General features: G+C 70.1%; 17 protein-coding genes. 13 read left to right on the top strand and 4 right to left on the bottom strand.

Translation table 11 applies throughout. The features are described 5' to 3' along the window. Positions 1–44 precede the first annotated feature (44 nt). From AC07F3_RS16625 to AC07F3_RS16600, 6 genes are all read left to right on the top strand, one after another. The gene (locus AC07F3_RS16625) at positions 45–911 is read left to right on the top strand and encodes a helix-turn-helix domain-containing protein (RefSeq protein WP_479114637.1); all 867 of its coding nucleotides are present in this window, start codon (positions 45–47) and stop codon (positions 909–911) included. After that, positions 908–1,138, top strand: a complete 231-nt coding sequence (locus tag AC07F3_RS16620) for a hypothetical protein (RefSeq protein ID WP_479114636.1) — start codon at positions 908–910, stop codon at positions 1,136–1,138. Before AC07F3_RS16625 ends, AC07F3_RS16620 begins: the two co-directional genes overlap by 4 nt. A 17-nt stretch (positions 1,139–1,155) precedes the next feature. Next, the gene (locus tag AC07F3_RS16615) at positions 1,156–1,953 is read left to right on the top strand and encodes an alpha/beta fold hydrolase (RefSeq protein ID WP_479114635.1); all 798 of its coding nucleotides are present in this window, start codon (positions 1,156–1,158) and stop codon (positions 1,951–1,953) included. Positions 1,954–2,084: 131 nt separating this feature from the next. Continuing rightward, a complete protein-coding gene (locus AC07F3_RS16610) occupies positions 2,085–2,534 on the top strand; it encodes a hypothetical protein (RefSeq protein ID WP_479114633.1) in 450 nt (149 codons plus the stop codon). A gap of 498 nt (positions 2,535–3,032) precedes the next feature. Further along, positions 3,033–3,824, top strand: coding sequence for a hypothetical protein (locus AC07F3_RS16605; RefSeq protein ID WP_479114631.1), 792 nt, complete (start codon positions 3,033–3,035; stop codon positions 3,822–3,824). 389 nt (positions 3,825–4,213) lie between these two features. Next, entirely contained in the window at positions 4,214–4,867 is a 654-nt protein-coding gene (locus AC07F3_RS16600) for an HD domain-containing protein (protein ID WP_479114629.1), read from the top strand. 471 nt (positions 4,868–5,338) lie between these two features. On the opposite strand, the gene AC07F3_RS16595 is transcribed toward AC07F3_RS16600, so the two are convergent. Beyond that, the gene (locus AC07F3_RS16595) at positions 5,339–5,923 is read right to left on the bottom strand and encodes a TetR/AcrR family transcriptional regulator C-terminal domain-containing protein (protein WP_479114937.1); all 585 of its coding nucleotides are present in this window, start codon (positions 5,921–5,923) and stop codon (positions 5,339–5,341) included. A 79-nt stretch (positions 5,924–6,002) separates the two neighbouring features. Here AC07F3_RS16595 and AC07F3_RS16590 point away from each other — a divergent pair, with 79 nt between their 5' ends. From AC07F3_RS16590 to AC07F3_RS16580, 3 genes are all read left to right on the top strand, one after another. Then, entirely contained in the window at positions 6,003–7,253 is a 1,251-nt protein-coding gene (locus AC07F3_RS16590) for an FAD-dependent monooxygenase (RefSeq protein WP_479114627.1), read from the top strand. 183 nt (positions 7,254–7,436) lie between these two features. Then, on the top strand, positions 7,437–8,264 hold the full coding sequence (locus tag AC07F3_RS16585) for a class I SAM-dependent methyltransferase (RefSeq protein ID WP_479114625.1): 828 nt from the start codon (positions 7,437–7,439) through the stop codon (positions 8,262–8,264). A 272-nt stretch (positions 8,265–8,536) separates the two neighbouring features. Next, complete coding sequence (locus AC07F3_RS16580; RefSeq protein WP_479114623.1) at positions 8,537–8,848, top strand: HIT family protein; 312 nt, start codon at positions 8,537–8,539, stop codon at positions 8,846–8,848. 482 nt (positions 8,849–9,330) lie between these two features. Here AC07F3_RS16580 and AC07F3_RS16575 read toward each other — a convergent pair whose 3' ends face one another. Next, positions 9,331–10,182, bottom strand: coding sequence for a class I SAM-dependent methyltransferase (locus AC07F3_RS16575; RefSeq protein ID WP_479114621.1), 852 nt, complete (start codon positions 10,180–10,182; stop codon positions 9,331–9,333). A gap of 259 nt (positions 10,183–10,441) precedes the next feature. Beyond that, a complete protein-coding gene (locus AC07F3_RS16570; protein ID WP_479114619.1) occupies positions 10,442–11,386 on the bottom strand; it encodes an MBL fold metallo-hydrolase in 945 nt (314 codons plus the stop codon). Between the two features lie 287 nt (positions 11,387–11,673). Between AC07F3_RS16570 and AC07F3_RS16565 the strand changes: the two genes are divergently transcribed. The 4 genes from AC07F3_RS16565 (at position 11,674) to AC07F3_RS16550 (ending at position 15,173) form a co-directional block, all read left to right on the top strand. Next, the gene (locus AC07F3_RS16565) at positions 11,674–11,883 is read left to right on the top strand and encodes a hypothetical protein (protein ID WP_479114617.1); all 210 of its coding nucleotides are present in this window, start codon (positions 11,674–11,676) and stop codon (positions 11,881–11,883) included. Further along, a complete protein-coding gene (locus AC07F3_RS16560; protein ID WP_479114615.1) occupies positions 11,870–13,261 on the top strand; it encodes an amidase in 1,392 nt (463 codons plus the stop codon). Before AC07F3_RS16565 ends, AC07F3_RS16560 begins: the two co-directional genes overlap by 14 nt. A 214-nt stretch (positions 13,262–13,475) precedes the next feature. After that, entirely contained in the window at positions 13,476–14,447 is a 972-nt protein-coding gene (locus AC07F3_RS16555) for a phosphotransferase family protein (protein WP_479114613.1), read from the top strand. Between the two features lie 162 nt (positions 14,448–14,609). Then, complete coding sequence (locus tag AC07F3_RS16550; protein WP_479114611.1) at positions 14,610–15,173, top strand: TetR/AcrR family transcriptional regulator; 564 nt, start codon at positions 14,610–14,612, stop codon at positions 15,171–15,173. A 133-nt stretch (positions 15,174–15,306) separates the two neighbouring features. Here the strand turns inward: AC07F3_RS16550 and AC07F3_RS16545 are convergent, their stop codons facing one another. Beyond that, a complete protein-coding gene (locus AC07F3_RS16545) occupies positions 15,307–16,533 on the bottom strand; it encodes a PP2C family protein-serine/threonine phosphatase (protein WP_479114609.1) in 1,227 nt (408 codons plus the stop codon). Positions 16,534–17,156 lie beyond the last annotated feature (623 nt).

Raw genomic sequence — 17,156 nt, 5'->3', positions numbered from 1 at the left:
CGCACCCACGCCCCGACCCACGCCATGGATCTAGCGTGGCGGACATGGAAAGCAACAACGAGCTCGGGGACTACCTGCGTGCCCGCCGCGCGATGATCACGCCGCGGGACGTCGGGCTCCTCGACACCGGCGATCGGCGCGTGCCGGGGCTGCGACGGGACGAGGTGGCGCTGCTGGCCGGGATGAGCACGGACTACTACATCCGCCTGGAGCAGGGGCGTGAGCGGAGTCCGTCCGAGCAGGTGCTCCGGGCGATCGCCGGAGCGCTGCGGCTGGACGGCGCCGCGGCCGGCCATCTCTTCCGGCTCGGCCTGCCCGTGTTCGCCACGGCGGCCGCAGCTCCCACGGTCTCCCCGGACCTGGTGCGGCTCATGGACGGCATGCGCGACGCGCCGGCCTTCGTGGTCGGCACGGCACAGGACGTACTGGCGGCCAACGCGATGGCGCGCGAGCTGTACCGCGGGTTCGCCCGGTACGACAACCTGCCGCGGATGATCTTCCTCGATCCGTACGCCCGGGAGTTCTACGTCGACTGGGACAAAGCGGCGCAGACCGCGGTGGGGAACCTGCGGGCATCCTCCTCGCAGTTCCCCGCGGACGAACGGATCGAACGGATCGTCGGCGAACTCGGCGTGCGCAGCCCCGCCTTCGCCGGACTGTGGGCACGTTACGAGGCCCGTCCCCGCACGCAGGAGGACAAGCACTTCCGCCATCCCGAAGTGGGCCAGGTGCGGCTGCACTTCGAAGCGCTGGCCGTCACCAGCGCCCCGGGCCAGCACCTGTCCGTCTACAGCGCGGAACCCGGCAGCTCCAGTGCCGCTGCCCTGGTCCTGTTGCGTCAACTGGCCGAGCAGGGCTCATCTCCCACCGTCCAGGACGCCCCCGAAGAGGAAGAAGGCATCCGCTCATGACCACCGCCCTGACCGACACCGCCGGGACCTTCACGATCGCCGGTAAGGAAGTCGGTCGTCTCGGCTTCGGCGCCATGCGCCTGACCGGTCCCGGCGTGTGGGGCGAGCCCGACGACCGCGAGGAGTGCGTCCGCGTGGTACCGACGCCGCATGACCGGCACCCTCGCGAGGCCACCGATGCCTTCCACACCCGCCGCCTCGCCCTCCCCCACCCGACCACTGACTGAAGAAGGCACCTCACACCATGCTGCTTCCCTCTTCTGAGGCAGGCCGGGGACGGCCCGTCGTCCTGTTGCACGCCCGCCCCACCGACCGCTCCATGTGGGACGCCCACCTCCCACTGCTCGCCGACGCAGGCGTGCGGGCCATCGCCCTGGACCTGCCCGGCCACGGCGACGCGATCGTGACCGACCGCCGTGAGGTCGCCCCTTGGTCGGACGTGCTCGACACTTTCGACCACCTCGGGGCCGACCGCTTCGTGCTCGCCGGGAACTCGCTCGGCGCCCTGGTGGCGCTGCAAGCCGCCGTCACGGCGCCCGAGCGGGTGGAGGCGCTGGTCCTGGTCGGGTACCGGCCCCACGACCAACCCGCCTCCCCGCGCCTGGACGCCGCTTGGGAGGCCGAACGAACGGCACTGGCCGCCGGCGACCTGGACGCCGCGGTGAAAGCCGGCGTCGAGGCATGGACCGCGGCCGGGGCGACCGAAGAGGTGCGAACCCACGCCGCCCGCATGCTCCACCGCCAGCTGCCCGAACAACTCACCCACGGCGAACCGCGGCAGGCTGCCGACCCTCTCGGCACAGGCCCGGCGGCACTACGCACACTCAGGGGCATACCCGCCCTGGTCGGCGTCGGCGAGTACGACATGCCCGACTTCCACGAGGGCGGCGAGCGTCTGGCCCGCGACCTCGACGCGGGCCGGACCGCGGTCATCCCCGGCGCCGGACATCTCGCGCCGCTGGAACAGCCCGCCGCGTTCTGCGCGCTGCTGATGGACTTCGTCCGCCGCCTGCCGCAGCAGTCGTCGCCCGCACCCAGGTAGGCGCCAACCCTGGCCCTCGGTGTCCCAACTCCGACCGTACGGTTGGCACCTCGCCGTCTCCGGCCGGCCTCCCCCGAACCGTCCGCCCGGCGACATGGTCAAACTCCCGCCCCATGCCCGAGGATTCCTGGATGGATCTGGATGACATGTTGGTGGGCCACTGGAGCAGTGCGCCGTTCTCCTACGGCGTGATGGAGGCGTCAGAGCTGGGACTTCTCGGCGATGGACGCGGGTGGAGCGCATGGTTCACCTTCGACGCGCTCTACGTCACCCGCTTGCGCTGGCACTGCCCGGAGTCGGGACTTCTGGAACTGCACCCGGAGTTGGCAGTCGAAGGGCAACCGGACGAGCGAGTCCGCCAGCTGGCGTTCTCCTCCATGGAAGCACCCACAGTGGTGACCGAGGTGACACGCCATCACTACACCATCGGCCCGGAGATACCGATGCCCGGTGCGGCTCCCCTCATGGCGATCACGTTCAAGGAGCCGGTGGAGTTCTGCACCACGTACGCCCGAGGCCCCCGAGAGATCAGACCCGAGCAGGACCCGACCCATCAGGTGCTCCCCTACACCGAGGCATAGCACCCCCCGGACAGCAGCCGACACGACGCCACCGTGGCTCTCTCGATCCAATCTTCCCCCGCGCGGGGGAGGTCGGATGGCCCTTGGGAGGGATCTCAACAGCGCCTGCGCCAGGGAGCCTTGAAGTGTCCGCGATCCAGATGCACGGGAGTAACAGTGACTGTTCCTGCGAGCTCGGAGGTAGTTGGCGTTCCGAGGCCACCCACCGCAAGCCCCGAGCGGAAGTTGTGGTGGCGACGGTGGCCCCTATGGGTCCCCTCGGCGGCAGCTGTGTGGGGAATGTTGTACGCCGCTGTCGAGGTCACCTGGGCGGTGACGGGCACCAGGGTCCCATGGAAGGAGCACTCCGCATACGCGCCGGGGGTCCAGCTCTTCCTGGCGGCCCTCGCACTCCTGAGCGGCGGTGCCTGCCTCGCCAGTACCCGAACTCGGTCCAACCGCGGCCGGGTTGCTGTGACGACCGTGTTGTTCGTGGCACTCCCGGTATTCGTAGCGGGAATGAACGGGTTGCCGATCTACTTCGTGACGATGACGACCCTCTCGGGGGTCGAGAGTGCCACCGGGCTGGCCCAGGTGCTGCTGAACACGGTCGGCGCCACCCTTCTGCTCCTCGTCGCCGTGTCGTACCGCCGACGGCTACGCGGCGCCTGCCCGCGATGCGGGCAGCCTCACACCGGCGCCTCCGACGGCCCCCTGACCCACCCAGCCGCCTCCCGGGCGCCAAGACGGACCATCGTGGCGGTGTACCTGCTCATGTGCGGACTTCTGCCGTGGGCTGGAGCGAAGACGATATGGACGCTGGGCGGCAACGCGCTCGGCGTCACAGGTGACGGTTGGCAGAGGGTGTCGAACGACGGCGCGTCGGGCCCGGCGAAGGCAACCGCGTCGGCGGGGATCGACGTGACCGTGCTGGCCGCGATGGTCGGGGTCTTCCTGCTGCTGGGGTTGCTCTACCGGTGGGGGCAGGTGTTCCCGCGCTGGACGGTGTTCCTGTCCGGACGACGGGTCCCGCGCCTACTGCCGTTGATACCGGCATGGCTGACCGGCATCCCACTGGCGATGTACGGGGTCTGCCTCACCGTCATGGCCCCGCTCATGGCGGTCGGCGTCCTGCCCAAAGCCAAGCCGTCCCCGCCGTTCACCTCAAGTACGGGGATCACCTGGGTCGTCGAGTTCGGCGGCCTGGCATTCGGCGGGCTGGGCATCGGCCTCCTCGTGGCCGCTCGTTCCTACGCCTCCTGCACCCGCCCCGTCTGTGCCGACGCCACGGCAATGAAGCGGCCCGGGTAGTGCGCCATGGGCCCGCACGTCAGCCGCCCGAGCGGGCCCCGCCCTGGGTGGTTGCGCCCGAGCCCACGCCGCCTCCGGCCTTTCCAGCGCCAAGGTCCTCGTCCCCGGCCTGCTCCCGATGACCTTCGGCCACCGCCTGCGGCGCATCACCGGACTCGACAGGGTGCTCACCGCTCTTCATCGCCGCGGCCACACCTCACGACCGTTCTTCCCCAAGGAGGTCAACCCACATCCGCGCCCCTTTCCCTGACCACGGCGGGGCCGGCCGACACCGGCTCCTGCCCGACACTGCTCCCTCCTCAGTCATCGGGGTTGCCGGACAGGTACCCGTACCGTGCCGGCGTGCCCGGCCGCCGGTACGCCGGCGTCGTACGTGCCACGATGGACGCATGAGCATTGAACGCAGCCTCCTCGTGGAGAAGACGCCCTTGCCCGACGGCCTCGACGCACGGCTGCTCGCCCAGCTCACCTTCCTCATCGAGGTGGACCAGCTCAAAACCATCCTGCGCCAGTCCCCTCTTGCCGCGGCGGACCGCCGCGAGAACGACGCGGAGCACTCCTGGCACCTGGCCATGATGGTGGCCGTCCTCGCCGAACACTCCGACCAACCCATCGACGTCGGCCACACCATTCAGCTGGTCCTGCTGCACGACCTCGTCGAGATCTACGCAGGTGACACCCCCCTCTACGGCAGTGCCGCGGGCACCGACCAGCGCGAGCGCGAGGTCGCCGCCGCCGACGAGCTCTTCGACCTGCTCCCCGCGGACCAAGCCCGGCGCATGCGCGCCCTGTGGGACGAGTTCGAAGAACGCCGCACCCCCGAAGCCGCCTTCGCCAAAGCCATGGACCGCCTCCAGCCCCTGCTCCTCAACTGGATGGCGCGCGGCGGCACATGGCGCACACCCGGCATCACGGCCGACGACATCCGCACCCGCAAGGCCCTCATCGGAGACGCGTCAGCCGCTCTGTGGGAGGCCGGTCAACGCCTCATCGACGAGGGCGAATCACGCGGCTGGTCCAGGAGCGCGAAGCCCGCGGAGTAGCCGACGCGGGCGGTCTCTCTGTCCGAGGTCAGCAACCGCATGACGCCCCAGGCCGGGCAATCCCGACAAGCAGCCAGGAAGCCTCCGTCGGCGCCGCGCGGCCCCGGCGACGGTTCGTGGAGCGCCCCTCTCCGACGTTCGCCGGGGCGAGCGGTGGGCCCTGGAGCGACGAACTTGGCGGCTCGGGCTGGACGATCGGCCGTGCCAAGGGAGTGCGGAGCTCGATGACACGGCAGCGGCGTCAAGGCCCCGTAACAGGGCCTGGGTCGAGCACCTCGGTGCGGCACTCCGCCCCGCGTCAGGGTGGTTTGCGAGTGTCGCAGAATCGCCTCCACGGCATGCCAGGCGACGAGGGCGATGGGCCGTTGATCGGGTGCCGTGGCGACGTTCTGCGGAGTTGGCGCGGTGCTGTTCTGCTCGATGCTCGTGCTCGTCATGATCACGAAGCTAGAACCCCAGGCGCAATTGAGGTCAAACCTGGCGGCGACCCGGCTTCGATGCCCTGACGCGCGGGGTCAAGCCGTCCACGATGAGGGAGAGTCCCGCCTCGAATGCCGATTCGGGGTCGATGCGCGGCACGTCGGCCGGTAGGTCCGAGCCGCTGCCGGGGCCCGAGTCCGCCTGTTCTTCCAGGACACAGCCGACCGTGAAGCGGCCCGCCGTCAGCATCGCCATCTGCGCATCGCGTTCGGGCACGCCCGAGTCGACGAGGAAAGACATCTTGTGGCGGATCCGCCCGAGGTCCGCGGTGGGGGTGGAGCCGGCATGGAGGCGTGCGCCATCGCGACGCATCAGCAGAGTGCGCCTGAAGCTGCGGGTGTTCTCCAGGAACCACTCGCGCCAGTCGTCCTCGGGCGTCGGCAGCGGCTCGTTCGCATGGGGCGCCATCGCGGCCTGCGCCATGGCGGCCAGGAGGTCCTTCTTGGTGCGGAAGTACCAGTACAGCGAAGGCTGTTCGACGCCCAGCCGCTTCGCCAGTTGCCGTGTGCTGACGGCATCCAGCCCGACCTCGTCCAGCAGGGTGAGCGCCTCGGAGACCACGGTCTCACGGTTCATCTTCGTCACGTTGACAATCTATCGCCGATAGAGAAGTCTGAAAAGGAATCATTCACCGATAGATTTTGGGGTGGCGGACATGGCACAGGGTTCGGGAGCGCGATCGTTACGAGTCCTCATCGCGGGCGGCGGAGTCGCGGGGCAGGCGCTGGCCTTCTGGCTGACACGGGGCGGACACCGGGTGACCGTCGTCGAACGCTTCCCCGCGCTGCGGGCCACTGGTGCCCAGGTCGACCTCCGGGGTCAGGGCATCGAGGCCATCCGCCGCATGGGACTTCTCGAAGACGTCCGGGCCAAGCTCGTCGACGAGAAGGGCGTCGCCCTCATCGACGACCGCGGCAGGACCAGAGCGACGATCATGGCCAACGCATCCGGGCAGGGCCGTCAGACACTGACGTCCGAGTACGAGATCATGCGCGGCGACCTGGTCCGCATCCTCAACGATGCGACCAAGCACGACGCCGACTACGTCTTCGGGAAGAGCGTGGGCGGCTTCGAGCAGGACGAGCACACAGTCGTCGCGCACTTCTCCGACGGCTCGTCCGAAGAGTTCGACCTTTTGATCGGCGCAGACGGGCAGGGCTCACGCATCCGCCAAGCGATCCTCCCGGACGGTTTCGACCCGTATTGGCGGCTCGGCATCCACATGGCGTACTGGTTCGTCCCCCGCATCGATTCCGACAGCAACATCCGGGACACCTATATGGTCCCGGGCGGCCGCCAGATCATGCGCCGCAGCCACAACCCGACCGAGACACAGGCGTACTTCGTGATCCGAGAGGAATCAGAGGAAGCTTCGGCGATCCACCGGGAACCGGTCGAGCGCCAGCAGGAGTTCTGGGCGAGCAGGTTCCGCGACGCCGGATGGCAGACCGAGCGCTTCATCACGGGGATGAAGACCAGCCCCTTCTTCTACTCCCAGGAGATCGCCCAAGTACGCACCGACACCTGGTCCAAGGGCCGCGTGGTCCTGGCCGGAGACGCCGCGCACTGCGCTTCCCCCTACAGCGGCATGGGAGTGTCCGGCGGCCTGGTCGGCGCCCATGTCCTGGCCGACGAGATCAATCGGCACCCGGACGATCTGCCGACCGCACTGGCCAACTACGACACCGTGCTGCGGCCCTTCGTCGACAAGATCCAGGCCGCGGTCAATCCTCGGCTCCTGCGCCTGGGCATGCCGATGACCCAGCGCGCCATCGACGCCTTCCAGACGGCCACCGCGCTGGCCTGCTTCCTGCGCGTCCCGGACCTCGTCGCACGCTGGTCGAAGGAGGACCGCGACGGCGACTGGCAACTGCCCCCGAACCCGGCACCGCTGAATGCCGCCTGAAGAACTCCCCCCGGGGCATCTCGCATGCGCGGCCAGCACCTCCCGCTCGCCGCGCCTCCACTGCCCCTTGCCGTGAGGACCCACCGGCCCTTCCGGCGCCGCCCTCATGTCCACCAGAACGAACAGGCCAGAAACGGCAGGCCCCTGTGTGGACAGGTCCTATGAACACCTAGCGTGGGTTCCATGCCGTACGGGACACCCGCCCACGACCCGCCGACGCCGCGTTCCGCGCGGCACATCTTCGGGGACGACCCCGAACAGTACGACGCGGCCAGGCCCGGATATCCCCCGCAACTCGTCGAGGACGTCCGGGACTTCGCCTCGCTGACCGCAGACGGGGCAGCGCTGGAAGTGGGCGCCGGGACAGGCAAGGCCACCCTGCCGTTCGCGCACTCGGGTCTCGCGGTCACCTGCGTCGAACCGGACGCCCGCATGGCCCGAGTGCTACGCCGGCGTTGTGCCCACCTCCCCCGCGTCACCGTCGAGGTGGCCGACTTCGAGACCTGGCACCCCCCACGACGTTACGGCCTGTTGTACTGCGCCCAGGCATGGCACTGGGTCGATCCCGCCGTGCGCTGGGCCCGGGCCCGCACCGCACTCGAAGCCGGTGGAGCCATAGCCCTCTTCTGGAACCACTGGGCCCTGCCCTGCGGCCACTTGGCGGACCGTCTCACGGCCGCCCATGGCCGGCTCGGCATCGAGGTGCCTGCGGACACCCTCCTCGATCCCCGGCCTCGCCCCACCCGTCGCGGCCCCGAGGCCCGCCAGTGGCGCGACATGACCGCCAACCGGTTCCGAGACCCTGACCACCGCCTCTACACCGCGCTGCACGAACCGTCCACCTCCGACCTCCTCGGCCTGCTCGCCTCCTACGGCGGCTACCGCGCCCTCCCCGCACACCCGCGCAAGCAGGTCTTCGAGGAGATCGGCCGCATCATCGACGCTGAGGGCGGACGCACCCAACTGAAGGTCACCACAAGCCTCTTCCTCGGCCGCGCCGGGCTCCAGTAGCGCGAACTCGAACGTGCTTCAGGTGGGCGGCGTGGCCGCACAGGGTTGCTCCGCGGACCGGGCTCCGGCACCCCCGCTTGCGGCGTTGCAGCACAAGGCCTCGGCCCGGCTGGACCGCGCTCCGTCGGGCGTGTGGCACTGTCGCCCCCATGCCGTGCCCTTTCTGACAGCTCATCAGTGAAGTCAACACCCACTGGGTGGCTCGTGGGCCATCCGCATGCGCCTTCACGCCCCGCCCGCCGCTCAGCCCTCTCGCTCCAGGTCACACCCTGGTGGCACCGACGACTCTCTACCCCGCTCTCTTCGACACTCCCGCCGAGGTGCTGGCCGAGACTGCCGAGCTGGCCCAGCGCGTGGCAGGTGCCCTGCGCTCCGCGGTGAACTCGACCGGCGTCAATGTCCTCAACGCGAGGGGTCCAGGATCCGAGCAGCGGGAGGCCACCTGCACTTCCATGTCGTTCCGCGGTGGCCGGACGACGGCATCACCACTTGGCCGACCGGTCGGTCAGCAGCATCCGCTCGCCGCAGACCCGGCTGAGCAACTCGCGACGGCTCTCAACACGGCTCAGATGCAAGGCGGTTGAGCCACGGCCTGCGAGTGGATCGGCGCACGGCCGCACGCGGCCCGGCCCGCCATCGCCACCCTGCGCCGCCTGCGGGACAGTGCGGTGGAGCCCGGCGCGCTGCGGGCGGCCGCAGCCCATGCCTTGTGGAAGATCACCGGCGACGCTGAGGGCGCGCTGCCCCTCCTGGTCGAGCAGATCCGCTCCGCCCTCCCTGCTCGTGCTGGACTACCTCGGTTCCAAAGGACCAGCGGCCCGGCCCGCACTGCCCGCACTCCGCCAGTGCGCCGACGAAGGCAACGGCGACTTCGCCCTCCTCGTCCGGAACGCGATCAAGGGAATCGAAGAGGCATCCACCGCTCCGTAAGGGCCAACATCCCCAGCAGCGCGCGAAGTTGCGCACGCAGCCGCGCACAGGGTTCTCACCGCCCCCGGTGCGGCGGGCGGTCAGTCCGCGCCAGCCAGGAAGCGGCCTGGATGACGGACACACGCCAGGCAGCGCTCTACCGACGGACCGCCGAGATCAGCCCGCCGGGCCGCTCCTCACGCTGCGGCGGGGTGCTGAACGGTCGGCCATAGGCGGCGGCACGCTCGCGGAGCGTGTGGCTGCTGGCTTCCCAGCCGTGCCCGGCCAGCCAGTCCACCGGATCGTCGGGCATCTCCGAGACCCACAAGGACGCCGCCGATCCCGGCGCGGCGTCCGCGCCGAAGCGCTCGATCACACCACGCGAGCCCAACGTCAGCCCCATCCAACTGGCCGCCGCCGACTGCGCGCTGATCCGCGCCAGCAGCAACTCCACCGCGTCCTCGGGCAGATAGATCAGCAACCCTTCGGCAATCCACACGGTCGGCGCCGCCGTGTCGTGCCCTGCGGCGACCAGCGCGCCTGGCCAGTCGTCGCGCAGATCCACCTGGACGGGGATCCGCTCGCAGCGTGCGACGGCCTGCTCCTGGCGCAGTACCGAAGCCTTGAATTCGAGCGGTTCGGCCGTGTCGACTTCGAACAGCCGGGTGCCCTCGGGCCAGTCCATCCGGAAGGCCCGGCTGTCCATACCTGCACCAAGGAGCACGACTTGGCGGACCCCGGACGCGGACGCCTGCTCCAACAGGTCGTCGAGGAACCTCGTCCTGATCACGATGGAGAAGGCGACGCCCCTCCGGCGGCGCTGCGCGGCCTCGTCACCCGGCGGGTGCGGCGAGGAGGGCCACAGGCCTCCGGCGGCGGCGAAGGCCTGCGCCAGCGGGTCGCGGAACAGGGCGTCCTCCCGCTCGGTCTCCAGCGCCCGCACTCTGGCCACTCCCACCGCCGTGGCCCAAACTCCCGACGGCTGCACCCGCTCCTGCTCATCAGTCACCGGGCCAGCGTAGAGCTTGTTCCTGGACCTCTGATGGCTGGGGTTGTACGAGTGGGCCGAGGCAGCCGGGGCTGTGAGGGGCCAGCTCGCCATACACCTCATAGCTGACGGGAAACGGGAAGACGTCGATCTCGGGGACGGCACGCTCGTCGCCGTCGGCCTCCGCCCATGGCATCTCGCCCTTGGCGTAATCACGCCGCCCGCCTGCGTCAGGGTGCCAGGCCGTTCGGCTCCGACAACGCGCTGGACGCACCGACGTTCAACCCCGCGGAGGACGAGCGGCCCGGGACGCGTGTGCGTCGGCCTGTACGGGTGAGAGGCGGTAGCCGCCCCCGTCGAGGGTTACGTGGCCGGCTGTGGGCGGGGCGAAATGGGTGCCCAGGACGAGCGCGTCCGTGCCGACGAGGGAGGCGAGCAGGGTACGGCGCGAGGTCTCGGACTGCTGCGGGTCAATGTCGACGCACGCGCCGATGGCGGGGTGGGCGAACTGGACGGGGTGGTGGATGCAGTCTCCGGTGATCACGGCCGTCCGCCCCTGGCTGGTCAGTTGGACGGCGACATGGCCGGGGGTGTGGCCGGGGGTGGGGAGCAGGCGCAGCCCGGGGACGATGTCGACACCCTCGGCAGGAACATCGACGAGGTCGAGCAGCCCCGCCTCCTCCACCGGGATCACAGAGTCCCGGAACATCTGCGCGCGCGCCTCGTCCATGTCGTATCCCGCCCAGAACTCCCGCTCGGTGTGGGCGGTCAGGTAGCGGGCGCGCGGGAACGTGGGAACCCAAACGTCGTGAGCCTTCCTCGTGTTCCAGCCGACGTGGTCGGCGTGCAAATGCGTGAGTATCACCAGGTCGATCGAGTCCGGGGGGAATCCGGCGGCCGTGAGGTTGTGCAGGTAGTCGGAGTTCAGGTCGTGCCAGGCAGGGTTGGCCCGCTGCTTGCCGTTGCCTATGCCGGTGTCGACCAGGATCCGCAGGCCGCCGAGGGTGAAGGCGAAGCTGTGGCTGTCGAGACGGAGGGCGCCCTGGTCGTCGGCGAAGTGGGGGTGAAGCCAGTCCTGCGCGGCGACGAGGTCCGGGGTGGCGTCGGGCAGTAGCCAGGGGCCGGTGGCGGGCGGCAGGGGGATCTCGTCGATGCGGTGGACGGTTACGTCGCCCACGGCCCAAGCGGGAACGGCGGCCGGGTCATTGGCGAGTGCGGTGCTCATGATCGTGCTGTCCTTCGAGTCGCGTCAGGGAAGGCCGTGAGGCCGCGGGCCTTTGGGGCGGGCGGCAGGCGCTTGTGTGGCGGTCGTGCGGATGTCTCGCGCCTCGCCTCACCACTAAAAGCTAACTGTTTGCGTTAATTCACTGTAGGCCCTACCGTGGGCTAACGCAACCACTTAGCTTTTGCAGCGGGGGAGAGCTTGAGCTCCTCGGCCCGAGCTGTCTACGAGGCAAACCCAGAAAGCGCGGAAGTCCGCTGAACGCCGACGGCCCGCGAAGAAGGACGTCCATGTCAACGCCAGAACTCACCCCGCCCGAAGCGGCCCGCTTGCTGGCCCGAAGCGGGCTCGCACTGTCGGCCGACCGCCACGCCGCCGTCGCCGCCACTGCCGAACACATCCACTCCGTCGTCGCCGTGCTGCGCGAGCTGGACTTCGGCGAGACCCCGCCCGCCCCCGCCTACCGGGCGGGAGAGGAGACCCACGATGCAACCGTATGAACTCACCCTGGCCGCGGCCGCCGACGCCATCCACGCGCGGCGCCTGTCCCCCGTCGAACTGACGGAGTCCGTCCTGGAACGCATAGCGCTGAGGGACCCGCACCTTCAGGCCTACGTCGCCGTCACCGCCGACCGCGCCCGCAGCGCCGCACGGGAGGCCGAACACGACATCGCGGCCGGCCGCCACCGCGGTCCGCTGCACGGCATTCCCATGGCGCTAAAGGACCTGATCGACGTCGCGGGTTCGGCGACGACGGCCAGCTCCCTGGTCCGTGCCGATCACCGTGCGAGCACCGACAGCACGGTCGCCGCCCGCCTGGCACAGGCCGGCGCCGTTTTGCTGGGCAAGACCCACACGCACGAGTTCGCCTACGGCCTGACCACCCCCCAGACCCACAACGCCTGGGACACGGACCGGGTTGCCGGTGGCTCCAGCGGCGGATCCGCCGTCGCCGTCGCCTCCGGCATGGCCACCTTCGCCCTGGGCACCGACACCGGCGGATCCATCAGAGTGCCCTCCGCGCTCAACGGCGTGGTCGGGCTCAAGCCGACCTACGGCCTCCTCCCCCGCCACGGCATCACATCGCTGTCCTGGTCACTGGATCACGTCGGCCCGATCACCCGCACCGCGGAGGACGCGGGCCTGGTCCTGACCGCCCTGGCCGGGCACGACCCGCGCGACCCCGCCTCCCTGCCCGCAGCCGTCGCGGACTACCGGCCGCAGGGGGGCGCGGACCTGACAGGGCTGCGGGTCGGCGTGCCGCGCACCTACTACTTCGACCACGTCGATGCCGAGACCGAAGAGGCCGTCCGCCGCGCCATCGACCAACTGCGGGACCTCGGTGCCCGCCTCGTCGAGGTGGAGATCCCCATGACGCGCTACATCCAGGCCACCCAGTGGGGCCTGATGGTGCCCGAGGCCACCGCCTACCACGAGAACACCCTGCGCACGGTCCCCGACCTCTACCAGGCCGACGTCCGCATCCTCCTCGAAGCCGGTGAACTGATGACCGCCGGGGACTACCTGCGCGCCCAGCGCTCCCGCACCCTCATGCGCCAGGAGTGGACCCGCATGCTCAAGGAGGTCGACCTCATCGCCGCCCCCACCGTTGCGACCACCGCCGTGAGAGCCGGCCAGGAGACCCTCACCTGGGCCGACGGCACCGTCGAAGGCGTCTCCGACGCCTACGTACGCCTCTCCTCCCCCGCCAACATCACCGGGGTACCGTCCCTGTCCCTGCCCGTGGGCCACGACAGCGCAGGACTGCCGATCGGCATGCAGCTCCTCGGGCGGCCGCTCGGGGAGGCCGTGCTCCTGCGCGTCGGCCACGCCTACGAACAGACCCGGCCCGCCACCGCCCTCGCCCAAGCCGCCTGAACCAACGTCGCTACCTCACGGCTTTGGGAGGGCAGGGGGAACGCCAGTCGACGGGAGGCCTTGAGCCGGCCAATGAGGCCCTTGGATTCCCCATCCCTCGCTATGGGTGCGGACAGGCATGCTCGCAGCTTCCCCACCCAGCACCCGCACGCTGGCCCGCGGCCGGGCAACAAAGCGTTCGCGCGTGCCGCCCTCCGGATGATGAGGTGGCACGGTGACCCATCATCATGAGGCGTCGCAGGTACGGCCGTTGACACTGGCCTGGGTGCAGCGGCACCTCGATGCCGGCGAGCGGGTCGTCGGGGCCGAGGCGCTGCACGGTGGCGCCACCGCTGACATGCGGAGGCTGACCATCGGCGCGCGGGACGGAGGCATCCGGCACCTGGTGCTGCGCTCCTTCGTGGACCCCACTCGGCAGGGGCCTGCCGAGAACCTCCTGCACAGGGAAGCCGATGCCCTGACCACGCTCACGAGCACCGAGGTGCAGGCTCCTGGACTCGTCGCCGTCGACGCGACCGCTGTGCACTGCGAGTACCCCTCGCTCCTCATGACGCACCTGCCGGGCCGGACGGTCCTCGACGACAAGGGGCTGGAGACGCGACTGCCGCTGCTGGCCCGCCAACTCGTGGCAATCCACGCCGTGCGGCCTGCCGTCCGGCCCCGGGAGTACGTGACACTGACGACAGCCGACACGGTCGTGACTCCCCAAGGCGCAGACGTGCCGGTCTGGGCGGCCGCAATCGACGTGATCCGCAAGCCCGTGCCGCGCTACGAAGGGCGGTTCCTGCATCGGGACTTCCAGCCCGGCAACGTGCTGTTCGACCTGCCGCGCGAGGGCCCGGCCGGTGCCGCCGTCACCCGGATCACCGGCGTCGTCGACTGGGCGGCAGCCTCCTGGGGCCCGGCGGACCTCGACGTGGCGCACTGCTCCACCAATCTCGCCCTGCTGCACGGCCCGGCGTGGGGCCTGCGCTTCACCGAGGCTTACCAGGAGGCGGGCGGGGCGCTGGCCGCGTCCGCGGAAGAACGGCTGTACTGGCAGGTGCGCGAGCCATTGGCATTCTCGGAGGAAGTGCGGTGGCTGGCGCAGCCGTGGCGAGAGGCAGGACGGACCGAGCTGACGACACAAGCCATGGAGGAGCGGCTGGATGCCTATGTCACCTCCCTGATGGACGCGCTGGGCTGAGCGAAAGCGGAACGGGGCACGGCCGCCGAGTCGCACCCTTTACCGCCCAACCAAGTAAGGGGGTCGAGCAGACCTGGGAATGTCGGCGGGCATGCCGGTCGGCGATGCGAGGGCCCGCCGCCCGACCCGGCAGACGCAACAGATTCGCTTTAAGATGGCCTCATGAGCAGGCAGATGGTACGTCCCGGCGGACGCAGCGCCCGCGTCCAGGCGTCGGTCCACGCCGCCGTACACGAACTCGCGTCGGAAGTGGGGCGCGACGCCCTCACGGTACCGATGATCGCCCAGCGCGCGGGGGTCACGCCGTCGACGGTCTACCGTCGCTGGGGAGACCTTCAGGAGCTACTCTCGGACGTCGCGGTCGAGCACCTGCGTCCCGAGACCGCACCGGCGGACCACGGCGCCCTGGCCGCCGACCTGACAGCCTGGGCCGAACAGTTCCTCGACGAGATGTCCTCCCCCACCGGCCGCGCCTACATCCGCGACGCCCTCCTCGGCGACCCCGACGGAAGCAACGCCGGCCAGTGCTCGGCCTACGCCGCCGAGCAGATCGAGCTCATCCTCAACCGGGCCCACGCACGCGGAGAAGAGGTGCCCGGCGCCGAGACCGTCATCGACCGCATCGTCGCGCCCCTCATGTACCGCATCCTCTTCCGCCCCCAGGACCTCAGCACCCCCTACGCGCACCACCTCGTCACCACGCTCCTTGCCCCCACAGCTCCATGAGCTCGCCTAGGCCTGCGGGACTGCGCGCCCTCCCGCTCCGCCTCGGGCTGGAGACAGCCTTCATAGCGGGCGAATGATTTCCCGACTCTGGTGGGCGGGTGCCAAGCAAAGAGGCCGCCCGCTCATCACCCCGTCACGCAGGGGGAGCAGCTCCTCGGCGGGGCGAATTCTCCGCTGTCCTGCGGCCGTTGGCGCCGCCGCTGCCGTGCCAGTCCAGTATGACGACGGTGGCGTCGTCCCTGAGGCTGCCACGGCAGGCGTCCAGTACCGCTGCCGTCAGAGCACGTACGACTTCTCTGGGGTGAGCGGAGCGCGTCTCGCGCACGAGTGCGGGCAGATCCACACCTGCGGCCGCGCGTTCCTGCATGCCGTCCGTGAGGAGCACCAGGCGGTCCCCGGGGTGCAGTTGGAGCTTCTGAAGTTGGTAGGAGGTGGGCGCCGGTACGCCGAACGGCAGGTTGACCGCCAGCTCGACCTCTTCCGCCTCGGCAGCACCGGCCCGGAGGAGCCAGGGCCAGGGATGCCCAGCGTTGACCAGGTCGCACGTGCCCGTTTCGAGACGGACACAGAACAGCTGGCCCGTGGCGAGCCCACGGTTGTGGGTACTGAGGGCTTCGTGAGCGCGTCGGGCCTGATGGAGGGCGTCGCAACCACTGCGGCGCGCTCCACGCAGTGCGGCGGTGACCAACGTGGCCAGGAGAGCCGAGTCGGTGTCGTGGCCCATCGCATCGGTGATGGACAGATGCAGCGTGTCCCGGTCGAGCGTGTAGTCGTAGGTGTCGCCGCCGATGTCGTCGGCGGGGACCAGGCCTGCGGCGAGCGTGAACTCGGGAGCCTCGCAGCAGGAGGACGACGGGAGCAGCTGATGCTGGATCTCGGCGGCCAGGCTGGTCGGGGTGGTGCGCCGACTGACGTGGTATAGATCGGTGAAGCGGCGGTCCGTGACGATGATGTAGGCCAGTGCGTGGGCGGCTTCGCTGATCTGTGAGAGCACCGTGGCGTCGGCGTACTGCAGCGTCACCTCAAGGACACCGATGCAGTCCCCACGATTGGTCACGGGCGAGACCACGCGCTGTCCGCCCTGACCGTCCGGTTGTACGTGCTGGCGCTGGCTGCGCAGAACGGTGTCGTAGACACTGCCCTGTACATCGATCTGCTCCGCGGCGTCTGCCCGATCTCCCTCGGCGGGCGCGCTCAGGCGCAGCAGCCGCTGCCCGACCAAGTCGGCGAACAGGAAGGACACGCTCTCCGCCCCGAAGCGTTTGCGCAGGTCGTGCGCGATGACGCCGACGGACTCCCCCGGCGGCGCGGACTCCGCGGCGACGAGTAGTTCGCCCAGTTCAAGATCTCTGCTGTCCATGGCAACCTCCCACCGTCTGAGGCCACTTATTCCCCGAGATCCGGCGAACTCACCCGCTGTGATCGGGCACACCGCGAACAGGGAACCGTCAGGTCCGTGCCGTACGCGTCGCTGAGCGACTGTCGGCGTCGGCGCAAGGCGGTGCGGCAGGCCCGGCAACTCGGCACGTTCTGGGGAGGATTGGGGAGCCGGCGGGTGGTGGGGCCGGCGGCGTGGCGGAAGTCGGTGTCCGGCGAGCGACACCCGTCACGGGCGACCTTGACCGTCGCTCCGCAGACGGTACGTCGTTGGGCTGCCTCGTTTGCCGGTCGCCTGGTGGGGCATTGTCGTCCGGAGCCGGGCCGCCTGCCCGGATCGCTGGCCGTGCCAGCGAGCTCACGCGCGGAGGCGGACCGGATGGCGCGGCTGGTTTCACGCGGCACAGACGGGCAGAGCCGGGTCCGGAGATCCCGGGCCCGGCACCTTCAGCGATCAGATCACTGGCGCTGTGTCATCAGCAGCGCCGGGCCCGCGGCCCCGGCGCGCCCCTTCGGTCAGGCACCAACCTGCGGGAGGCCGTTTGGACCGCGGGGCGCCGAGTCCGAGGGACGCAGGACCCGACGCGAGGCGAGGCGTCAGCTCCT

Source organism: Streptomyces sp. NPDC045846 (genome assembly GCF_056431605.1).
Note: the sequence above shows the minus strand (reverse complement) of the source record. Positions and strands in the feature narration are given on the sequence as shown.